This window comes from Mesorhizobium waitakense, from assembly GCF_056431085.1.
Genome location: NZ_JBWKME010000051.1, coordinates 176280 through 186624 on the forward strand (window position 1 = coordinate 176280; position 10345 = coordinate 186624).

Genomic DNA, 10345 nt, shown 5'->3' on the forward strand with positions numbered 1-10345 from the left:
GCGAAGCGGCGTGAAAGGCAAAGGACGGAGACAATGACGATCAATCTGCAGAAGCCGGACATCACCGAGCTTAAGCCGCGGATCACCGTGTTCGGTGTCGGCGGCGGCGGCGGCAATGCCGTCAACAACATGATCACCGCCGGTCTGCGCGGTGTCGAGTTCGTGGTGGCCAACACCGACGCTCAGGCGCTGACCATGTCGAAGGCCGATCGACTGATCCAGCTCGGCGCGCATGTCACCGAAGGCCTTGGCGCCGGATCGCAGCCGGAAGTCGGCCGCGCGGCGGCGGAGGAATGCATCGACGAGATCATCGATCATCTGTCCAACACCCATATGTGCTTCGTCACCGCCGGCATGGGCGGCGGCACCGGCACGGGTGCGGCTCCAGTCGTGGCGCGTGCCGCACGCGAAAAGGGCATCCTCACCGTCGGCGTCGTCACCAAGCCGTTCCATTTCGAAGGCCAGCGCCGCATGAAGACGGCGGATTTTGGCATCGAAGAGCTGCAGAAATGCGTCGATACGCTGATCGTCATCCCCAACCAGAACCTGTTCCGGCTGGCCAATGACAAGACGACCTTCGCCGACGCCTTCGCCATGGCCGACCAGGTGCTCTATTCCGGTGTTGCCTGCATCACCGACCTGATGGTCAAGGAAGGCCTGATCAACCTCGACTTCGCCGACGTGCGTTCGGTCATGCGCGAGATGGGCAAGGCTATGATGGGCACCGGCGAGGCTTCGGGCGAGGGCCGTGCGATGGCCGCAGCCGAGGCTGCCATTGCCAACCCGCTGCTCGACGAGACCTCGATGAAGGGCGCCAAGGGCCTGCTGATCTCGATTACCGGCGGCCGCGACCTGACCCTGTTCGAGGTTGACGAAGCGGCGACCCGCATCCGCGAGGAAGTCGACCAGGATGCCAACATCATCCTCGGCGCCACCTTCGACGAAGAACTCGAAGGCGTCATCCGCGTCTCGGTGGTTGCCACGGGTATCGACAAGTCGGCGGCGGAAATCGCCGCAGCGCCGATCTCGATCCGCACCGCTCCGCAGAAGCCGGTCAGCCGCCCGGCCGTTGCCGCTGTGGAAAGCCGCCCGACGCCGGTCCAGCAGGCAGCTTACGAACCGCGCGCCGTCGACCCGGTCGCAGAAGCCATCCAGTTGGCGGAAGCAAATGCAGCGGCGATGGCGCAGGCTCGTCCGGCTCCCGTTGCCCATACGGAGGATTTCCGCCCGCAGAGCAAGATCTTCCAGGCACCGCCAGCACAGCCGATGCCACAGCCCGTGGCACAGCCGGCCCCGCAGCCGCGCGAAATGCTGCGTGAAGCGCCGCAACCGGTTGCGATGGCGCCGCAGCGGATGCCGCGCGTCGAGGACTTTCCGCCTGTCGTCAAGGCCGAGGTGGATGCCAAGAACCGCCCGGCCGACCACGAGAACAGCAGCGGACCGATGGGCCTGCTGAAGCGCCTGACCAACGGCCTGACCCGTCGCGAGGAAGAGCCTGCACGGCTGCAGCCGGCGCAGCCGCGCGAACCCAAGCTGCGCCAGGCAGCGCCTGAGGTGCGCCGTCTTGCCAGCCAGGATGCGCAGCTCTACGCACCGCGCCGCGGTCAACTCGACGAGCAGGGCCGCCTGACGCCGCAGGTGAGGGCGACTCAGGACGATGATCAGCTGGAGATTCCGGCGTTCCTGCGCCGTCAGGCCAACTGATCGGTAAACGGGCTTTAAGAATTGTTAACAGGCAAGCAAGGAATTGCTTGCCTGTTAACGCTTAAAATGACGAGTTTTCAATGGCTTATCAAGATCAACTGGATCCGGCTCGCGGTTACAAAGAGTAAGAAACCGTGATTTGGAGTCTCCCACCCGCGACATTATCTTCCGGCCACCATAGTCGGTTTGTCAGGATTTCGGGGGAAGTCGCCCTGCCTGCCGGTTTCAACAAGAGCCGCGCCCTCGGGCTGGAGAAGCGGACCTTAGGCATTACGGGCTTATGGGGATTGTCTTGCACGACTATCAGACGACAGTGAAGACGCGCGCGTCGCTTACCGGCACCGGCGTCCACAGCGGCAAGGAAGTTTCCATCAGCTTCATGCCGGCAGATGCCGATACCGGCATCGTGTTCCAGCTTTTCAAGGGCGCAGAGCAGGGCCGCGAGGTTCGTGCCCTGGTTTCCGAAGTCGGCGCCACAGACCTGTGCACCATGCTTGGTGATCCCGCTGGTGAGCACATCGCCACGGTAGAGCACATCATGGCGGCGCTGTTCGGGCTCGGCATCGACAATGTCGCCATCGAGATCGACGGTTCCGAGGTTCCCATCTTCGACGGCAGCGCCATGGCGTTCGTCGAAGCCATCGACCAGGCTGGCGTCGAGACGCTGTCGGTCAAGCGCCGTTATATCAGGGTCATCAAGCCGGTTCGCATCGAGAACGGCGCCTCGTGGGCGGAGTTCAAGCCTTACGACGGCACCCGTTTCGAGATCGAGATCGACTTCGAAAGCCCGGCAATCGGCCGGCAGCTGTTTGCGTCCGACCTCAACGCCGATATTTTCCGCCGCGACCTCGCGCGCGCCCGCACCTTCGGCTTCATGAAGGACGTCGAGCGGCTGTGGGCCGCCGGCTATGCGCTGGGCTCCTCGCTGGAGAATTCGCTGGTGATCGGTGACGACAACCGCGTCATCAACATGGGCGGCCTGCGTTATCCCAACGAATTCGTCCGCCACAAGACGCTTGACGCCATGGGCGACCTGGCGCTGGCCGGCGCTCGTTTCATCGGCTGCTTCCGCTCCTATCGCGGCGGCCACAGGATGAATGCCGCCGCGCTGCGCCGTCTGCTGTCGGATCGCACGGCATTCGAGATCGTCGAGACGACACGGCGCGAGCGCGGCCGCAGCGCCGAGATGAACGCCGTCAACGCGCCGCTCTACGCGCCTTGGATGATCTGATTTACTTAACTTTTTTCGGATTCCTGGCAGATAGAGGTGTTGCACGAATGCATCACCTTTTGGTGAAATTGCACTGATTTTCAAGCAGCGTCCGGCTGCCACAAAAATGTGCGATTGGCCGGCGATAGCGTTGCCGGGCAAGGCGGTTATGGTTTATGGCTGCTGCCGTCGATTAGGGCATGTCGCTCAAAAGTGGGGATCAAGTTTGGGACCACGGCATGCAACACGCATTGAAATAACGCCGAAAGGGCGGAATCCAATCATGTTCTTCAAGCGAGTTGGTCAATCGAAAGCGCCGCAGCGGGCTGTTTTCCTGGCGCTTTCGGTGGTTGTTCCATCGCTCTTCCTGTCGGCCTGCATGTCGTCGGAGAAAGATATCGACCTGTCGACCTATGTCGACCAGACCGAGCCGGCCGATGTTCTCTACAATCAAGGTCTTGCCAATCTGAATGCCGGGCGCCTGCAAGAGGCGAGCCGCAAATTCGATGCCGTCGACCGCCAGCATCCTTATTCGGAATTCGCCCGCAAATCGATGGTGATGGGCGCTTTCGCCGACTATCGCCAGGGCAACTACGACGAGGCGATCGGCTCGGCCAAACGCTACCTCACGCTCTATCCGTCGACTGACGACGCCGCTTACGCGCAGTACATCATCGGCTTGAGCTACTACCGCCAGATCAAGGACGTGACGCAGGACCAGAAGGAAGCGCGCCAGACCCTTCAGACGATGCAGGACCTGGTGACGCGCTGGCCGACATCGGAATATGTAGATGACGCCAAGGAAAAGATGCGCTTCGCCAACGACCAGCTGGCCGGCAAGGAAATGCAGATCGGCCGCTACTATCTCGAGCGGCGCGAATACATCGCCGCCGTCAAGCGCTTCCGCACCGTGGTGGAGAACTACTCAAACACACGCCACGTAGAGGAGGCGCTCGCCCGCCTGACCGAAAGCTACTACGCGATGGGGCTGACCTCGGAGGCACAGACCGCCGCTGCGGTGCTCGGCACCAACTACCCCGACAGTTCGTGGTACAAGGATTCCTACAAGCTGCTGCAGAGCAATGGACTTGCACCGCGCGAGAATGCCGGCTCGTGGATATCCAAGGCCGGGAAGATGATCACCGGCGGCGCCTGACCCCAGAGCATTGGACCGAAGCGTACGCAACGCTTTTTCGGATTGATCCGGTGCCCAAACAAAAAGATAGTGCGGCGCTGCGACTCCAGATGGTCGCGTGCCGCTCTAAAGCGCATCGCGCTTTAAGTCTTTTGTTTTTGTGCATGTCGTTATCCCAAAACCGGGTCCACTTTTGGGCGACATGCAATAGGTCCGGGTTCTGATGCTTTCCAGACTGTCGATCCGCGATATCGTCCTGATCGAGAAGCTGGATATCGACTTCCAGCCGGGTCTTTCCGTGCTGACCGGCGAAACCGGCGCCGGCAAATCCATCCTGCTCGATGCCCTGTCGCTGGCGCTCGGCGCGCGCGGCGACGCGTCGCTTGTGCGCCATGGCGCGGCGCAGGGCCAGGTGATCGCCGTCTTCGACGTGCCGCGCAACCATCCGGCCCGTGCACTGCTTGCCGAAAACGCCATCGACGACGACGGCGACATCATCCTGCGCCGCCTGCAGACGGCGGATGGCCGCACCCGCGTCTTCGTCAACGATCAGCCTTCGAGCGTCACGCTGATGCGCGATGTCGGCCGCGCGCTGGTCGAGATCCACGGCCAGCACGACGAACGCGCTCTGGTCGATCCCGGCGCACACCGCGATGTGCTTGACGCTTTCGGCGGCCATCTCGGCGCTGTCCGCTCGACCGGCGAGGCGTGGCGGCACTGGCGCGCCTGCGAGCAGGAGCTGTCGCGTCACAGCGCCAAGGTGGCGGCGGCCGCGCGCGAGGCCGACTATCTGCGTGCGGCGGTGGCGGAACTGACGAAGCTCGATCCGCAGCCGGGCGAGGAGACCGATCTCGCTGAGCTGCGCGCATCCATGATGCGGGCGGAGAAGATCGCTTCCGAAATCCATGACGCGCAAGATGTGCTGTCCGGTCCGTCCTCGCCCTTGCCGCAACTGGCGAGCCTGCTCAGACGGCTGCAGCGCAAGGTGACGGAAGCGCCGGGCCTGCTTGATGACGTGGTCAAGTCGCTCGACGAGGCAATGCTGTCGCTCGATGCCGCGCAATCGGGCGTCGAGGCCGCGCTGCGCGCCACCGAATATGATCCACAGCGGCTGGAGAAGGCCGAGGAGCGGTTGTTTTCGCTGCGCGCCGCTTCGCGCAAGCACACTGTCGCCGTCGACGACCTGGCGCAATTGCGCGACACGATGTCGGCCGATCTCGCCGATCTCGATGCCGGCGAGGAACGCTTGCATGGGCTCGAAAAGCAGGCTGCCGCGGCGCGCGAGACCTATGACATTGCCGCCGCACAGCTGTCCTCGCTGCGCCATGCGGCGGCGGTCGGCCTGACCAAGGCGGTCATGGCCGAGTTGCCGGCTCTAAAGCTCGAACGCGCCGCCTTCATCGTCGAGATGAAGAGCGAGGCCGAGGGCCGCATGGAAGAAGGCATCGACCAGATCGAATTCTGGGTGCGCACCAATCCAGGCACACGGCCCGGGCCGATGATGAAGGTCGCTTCCGGCGGTGAGCTGTCGCGCTTCCTGTTGGCGCTGAAGGTGGCGCTGGCCGACCGTGGCTCGGCGCCAACGCTGGTTTTCGATGAAATCGACACCGGCGTGGGCGGCGCGGTCGCCGACGCCATCGGCCAGCGGCTGGCGCGATTGTCGAAGCGCGTCCAGGTGCTGTCGGTCACGCATGCGCCGCAGGTGGCAGCGCGTGCGGCGACGCATTTCCTGATCTCCAAGTCGGGCAGCACCGACCGCGTCGCGACCGGCATTGCCGAGATGGACCGGCCGGCGCGGCAGGAAGAGATCGCGCGCATGCTAGCCGGCGCCACCATCACCGACGAGGCGCGCGCTGCCGCCGAGCGGCTGCTGCGCGAGAACACCGCCGCGTCCTGACGATGCACGGTTCGCCGGGCTGGCAAAAATCCCGGCTTCGCAACAGAGTCAGCTTGTGGCGCCATCCCGCTGTTTCGGCGCGGTTTTATTAGAATTTTGCTCCCTTGAATGCGAAAGCTGATCTATGGTCGCGGACCACCAAAGCGCGTCGCGCCGAATCGGATTTGCGCGACGTGCTCTGGGTCTTTGTCGCTATGCGTGTCGTTGTCCCAAAACCGCTGCGCATTTTTGGGCGGCATACATCTATGAGCCGGGTCTGAAACCATGTTCGAAAAACCAGTCGATGCCCTGACAGACAGCGAAGCCGAAGCCGAGCTGAAGCGCCTGGCGGAAGAGATCGCCGAGCATGACCGGCGCTACCATACCGAGGATGCGCCGGTAATCTCCGATGCGGAATATGATGCGCTGGCACGGCGCAATCTTGCCATCGAGCAGCGTTTTCCGGCGCTGGTGCGCGAGGATTCGCCGTCGCGCCGGGTTGGCGCGGCGCCGGCGGAAGGCTTCGCCAAGGTGCGCCATGCGGTGCCGATGCTCAGCCTCGCCAAGGCCTATACCGACGAGGATGTCGCGGATTTCATCGAACGCGGCCGGCGGTTCTTCGATCGCGACAAGGATCTCGACATAGCCTTCACGGCCGAGCCGAAGATCGACGGTCTGTCGGCTTCGCTGCGTTATGAAAGCGGCGTGTTCGTGCAGGGCGCAACGCGTGGCGACGGTGCCGTCGGCGAGGACATCACCGCCAATCTCAGGACGATCGCCGACATCCCCGCGAAGCTGAAGGGTTCGGGCTGGCCCGAAATCATCGAGATACGCGGCGAGGTCTATATGACCTACGCGGAATTCGAGGCGTTGAAGCAACGCTCGGCGGCGGTTGGCGGGCAGGACTACGTCAATCCGCGCAACACCGCGGCCGGTTCCCTGCGCCAGAAGGATCCATCCGTCACCGCCAGCCGCAACCTCAAATTCTTCGCCTATGCCTGGGGCTATACGTCGGAGGATCCCGCTCCGACCCAGTACGGCGCCGTGCAGAAGTTCAAGGATTGGGGTTTCGCGATCAGCCCGCTGATGGTGCGGGCGAAGTCGGCCGAGGAGTTGATCGCGCATTATCATCGGATCGAGGAGCAGCGCTCCTCGTTGGGCTACGACATTGATGGCGTCGTCTACAAGGTCGACCAGCTGGAGCTGCAGCGCAGATGGGGTTTCGTCACGGGCGAGCCGCGCTGGGCGGTTGCGCATAAATTCCCCGCCGAACAGGCGATGACGACCGTGCAGAAGATCGACATCCAGGTCGGCCGCACCGGCACGCTGGCGCCGGTTGCGCGGCTGGCGCCGGTCACGGTCGGCGGCGTCGTGGTCGAAAACGTCACGCTGCACAATGAGGACTATATCAAGGGCCTGGACAGCACGGGCCAACCGATCCGCGACGGCATCGACGTGCGCATCGGCGACACGGTGGTGATCCAGCGGGCAGGGGACGTCATTCCGCAGATCGTCAGCGTTGTCATCGACAAGCGTCCGCCCGACGCCGTGCCATACGAATTCCCGCACACCTGTCCGATCTGCGGCTCGCCCGCGACGCGCGAAATCAACGAGAAGACAGGCAAGGAAGATTCCCGCCGCCGTTGCACCGGCGAACTGATCTGCCCCGCGCAGGCCGTGGAAGGATTGCGGCACTTCGTGTCACGCGGTGCCTTGGACATCGAAGGCCTGGGCGCCGAGAACATAGACACTTTCTTCAATGCGGGATTGATCAAGACAGCCGCCGATATCTTCACGCTCAGGGATCGCCGTCCGGCCGTCACCAAGGCGTTGGCCGAGCGGCGTGAGGAGCAGGCCAGGCAGCGCGAGGCGGCATCGGGCAAGACGCGCAAGAATGTGCGCAGCGTCGAGGATCGCAATTACGAAGGCCTCGACAAACTGTTTGCTGCCATCGACTCGCGCCGCGAACCGGAACTGGACCGCTTCATCTTCGCGCTCGGCATCCGCCATATCGGCGAAACCACGGCCGCAGTGCTTGCCAAAACCTTCTCGACCATCGAGGAACTGATCCGCGTCGGCAAGGAGACAGCGGCGGCCGACGATCCGCACAGCGTTTTCCCATCGGTCAACGGCATCGGCGACACGGTCATCGATGCGCTACGCGACTTCTTCGGCAACGAACGCAACGACGACGTGCTGGACGCGCTGCTCAAACAGGTCAAGCCGAAGCCGTATATCGTGACCATCTCGGCCGACAGCGCGGTGGCCGGCAAGACGATCGTGTTCACAGGCACGCTGGAAAAGATGACCCGCCCCGAAGCCAAGGCAATGGCCGAACGCCTCGGCGCGAAGGTCGCGGGTTCTGTTTCGGCGAAGACGGATCTGGTGGTCGCCGGGCCGGGCGCCGGCTCCAAGCTCAAGTTTGCCAGCGAGCTCGGCGTCGAAGTGATCAACGAGGACGCCTGGCTGGTGCGGATCGGCAAGGCGTGATGGAAGGTGCATTCAAGGGTTTCGGGCCGAAGGCCATTCCGTTCCTGAAGGCACTGGATTTCCATCAGAGCCGGGAGTGGTTCCTGGAAAACCGCGACCTGTTCGAGAAGGAGTTGCGCGACCCCTTCGGCGATCTGGTCGAAACGCTCACGGAGCGTTTCACGCAAGCTGGGCTCGGCCTGCGCGGCGATCGCAAGAAGTCGCTGTTCCGTATCAACCGCGACGTGCGCTTCGCCAAGGACAAGCGACCTTACAACCGGCATCTGTCGGCGATCCTGTCGCCCGACGGCACCAAGATGGCGCACGGCGTGTTCTACGTTCATGTCGGGCTTGAGGGTTGCTTTGCCGACGTTGCCTGGTGGCAGCCGGAGCCGGCACTGCTGCTGGCTATGCGCAAAGCCATCGCGACGCAGCCTGACAAGTTCCGCGCCATGGTAAAGGCGCTGAAGAAGAACGGCCTTGAGCTTGAGACGGAAGGCCGCATGAAGCGTACCCCACGCGGTTTCGAGCAGATCAGCGAACCCGATCTGACGGACGCCATCCGCAACCGGCATTTTGTCGTCCAGCATGTGATCGACCCGGCGGGGATCCATGGTGCGCAGCTGGTCGGCGAACTCGTCGATTTCACCTTGCGCGCCAGGCCGCTTCTCGACTGGGGCAGGGCGATCGAGGGCAAAGCCCTCGCCGCCTAGCCTTCGACAAGCATCACGACGATCATTTCCGCTGATCATTTGGCTCAAGCAAATTCGTGTGACAGACCGGGCTGCGCCACCTACATACCGCCCTTCGCAAGGGAGTGATTGATGGCGACGGACGCAATCTCCGAGAGTGGTGCAAGGAGCGATTTCTGGCAGGGCGTGCGGCTCTCGATACCTGTCGTGGTGGCGTCGGCGCCATTCGCGGTGCTGTTCGGGGCGCTTGCGGTCGACAATGGCTTCTCGGTCTTCGAAGCCTTCCTGATGAGCGCGTTGGTCTACGGCGGCGCCAGCCAGATGGTCGGCATCCAGCTGTTCGGCCAACATGTGGCGCCGTGGCTGATCGTGCTGTCGATCTTCGCCGTCAATTTCCGCCATGTGCTCTATTCCGCCGGTATCGGCCGGCGCATTGCGCACTGGCCTGTCATCAGCCAAGCGCTCGGCTATTTCATCCTCACCGATCCACAATTCGCGGTGGCCGAGGCGAGGGCGCAATCCGGCCAGACGGTCGGCTTCGCCTGGTATCTTGGGCTCGGTCTTCCGGTCTATGTGTTCTGGGTGATCGAAAGCGCGCTTGGCGCGGTGTTCGGCAAGCTGATCCCCGACACGCATGCGCTGGGCATCGATTTCCTGCTGCCGATCTATTTTCTCGGTCTTGTCCTGGGCTTTCGCAAGCGGCCGCTGTGGTTGCCGGTGGTCATTGCCAGCGCCGCCGCCTCGATCATCGCCTACAAGACGGTCGGCTCGCCCTGGCACGTCTCGATCGGCGCGGTTGCCGGTGTGCTGCTTGCCGTCATCCTGCCACCTCACCACAGCGGCGTGAAGGCGCGGCCATGAGCACGACATTCTGGATCATCATCGCTGGTGCGATCGCGACCTATCTGACGCGCATTGGCGGGCATCTGGTCATCTCCCGTTTCGACAACATCCATCCGCGCGTTGAGGCCGGCCTCAATGCGGTACCGGCGGCGGTGCTGACGACACTGGTCGCGCCGGAGCTGTTGAACGCCGGACCGGCGGAATGGGCAGCACTGGTTGTCACCGCCGTGGTTTCGCTGCGCGGCGGGCTGATGTCGATGTTTCTCGCCGGCGCGGCGGTGTTGATCGTCGCGCGGCAGTTCGTCGGGTAGGAATTCTGCCGCGCGATCGTCTCGAACGGTTGGCGCCGCCCCTCATTGCCCTGCCGGTGTCCAGCCGATAGATGGGTAACACTTTGAACCGGATACATGGGTTAC

Annotated in this window: 8 protein-coding genes; all 8 read left to right on the forward strand. The window is 63.3% G+C overall.

The annotated features are described in order from the left end of the window. The first annotated feature begins 33 nt into the window (after positions 1-33). The 8 genes from ftsZ to AC07FD_RS12975 all read left to right on the forward strand — a co-directional run bounded on the left by ftsZ (position 34) and on the right by AC07FD_RS12975 (position 10240). Positions 34-1704 (forward strand): cell division protein FtsZ, encoded by a 1671-nt coding sequence (ftsZ, locus tag AC07FD_RS12940; RefSeq protein ID WP_095086956.1) that lies wholly within the window; start codon positions 34-36, stop codon positions 1702-1704. 280 nt (positions 1705-1984) lie between these two features. Beyond that, the gene (lpxC, locus tag AC07FD_RS12945) at positions 1985-2935 is read left to right on the forward strand and encodes a UDP-3-O-acyl-N-acetylglucosamine deacetylase (RefSeq protein ID WP_478350183.1); all 951 of its coding nucleotides are present in this window, start codon (positions 1985-1987) and stop codon (positions 2933-2935) included. A gap of 262 nt (positions 2936-3197) precedes the next feature. Further along, positions 3198-4070 carry an outer membrane protein assembly factor BamD gene (locus AC07FD_RS12950; protein ID WP_095086961.1) on the forward strand — a complete coding sequence of 291 codons (873 nt, stop codon included), beginning with the start codon at positions 3198-3200 and terminating at the stop codon, positions 4068-4070. A gap of 202 nt (positions 4071-4272) precedes the next feature. Continuing rightward, positions 4273-5946, forward strand: coding sequence for a DNA repair protein RecN (recN, locus tag AC07FD_RS12955; RefSeq protein ID WP_478350184.1), 1674 nt, complete (start codon positions 4273-4275; stop codon positions 5944-5946). 264 nt (positions 5947-6210) lie between these two features. Next, the gene (gene ligA / locus AC07FD_RS12960; RefSeq protein WP_478350185.1) at positions 6211-8415 is read left to right on the forward strand and encodes an NAD-dependent DNA ligase LigA; all 2205 of its coding nucleotides are present in this window, start codon (positions 6211-6213) and stop codon (positions 8413-8415) included. Beyond that, positions 8415-9107 (forward strand): DUF2461 domain-containing protein, encoded by a 693-nt coding sequence (locus AC07FD_RS12965; protein ID WP_095086970.1) that lies wholly within the window; start codon positions 8415-8417, stop codon positions 9105-9107. Before ligA ends, AC07FD_RS12965 begins: the two co-directional genes overlap by 1 nt. 111 nt (positions 9108-9218) lie before the next feature. Continuing rightward, the gene (locus tag AC07FD_RS12970; protein WP_478350186.1) at positions 9219-9947 is read left to right on the forward strand and encodes an AzlC family ABC transporter permease; all 729 of its coding nucleotides are present in this window, start codon (positions 9219-9221) and stop codon (positions 9945-9947) included. Next, positions 9944-10240, forward strand: coding sequence for an AzlD family protein (locus tag AC07FD_RS12975; RefSeq protein WP_478350187.1), 297 nt, complete (start codon positions 9944-9946; stop codon positions 10238-10240). The genes AC07FD_RS12970 and AC07FD_RS12975 overlap by 4 nt, the downstream gene beginning before the upstream one ends. The last annotated feature ends 105 nt before the right edge of the window (positions 10241-10345 follow it).

Coding starts and splice junctions, on each gene's coding strand:
- lpxC (WP_478350183.1), top strand. CDS start 1,985: ATGGGGATTGTCTTGCACGACTATCAGACGACAGTGAAGACGCGCGCG.
- recN (WP_478350184.1), top strand. CDS start 4,273: ATGCTTTCCAGACTGTCGATCCGCGATATCGTCCTGATCGAGAAGCTG.
- ligA (WP_478350185.1), top strand. CDS start 6,211: ATGTTCGAAAAACCAGTCGATGCCCTGACAGACAGCGAAGCCGAAGCC.
- AC07FD_RS12975 (WP_478350187.1), top strand. CDS start 9,944: ATGAGCACGACATTCTGGATCATCATCGCTGGTGCGATCGCGACCTAT.
- AC07FD_RS12970 (WP_478350186.1), top strand. CDS start 9,219: ATGGCGACGGACGCAATCTCCGAGAGTGGTGCAAGGAGCGATTTCTGG.
- AC07FD_RS12950 (WP_095086961.1), top strand. CDS start 3,198: ATGTTCTTCAAGCGAGTTGGTCAATCGAAAGCGCCGCAGCGGGCTGTT.
- ftsZ (WP_095086956.1), top strand. CDS start 34: ATGACGATCAATCTGCAGAAGCCGGACATCACCGAGCTTAAGCCGCGG.
- AC07FD_RS12965 (WP_095086970.1), top strand. CDS start 8,415: ATGGAAGGTGCATTCAAGGGTTTCGGGCCGAAGGCCATTCCGTTCCTG.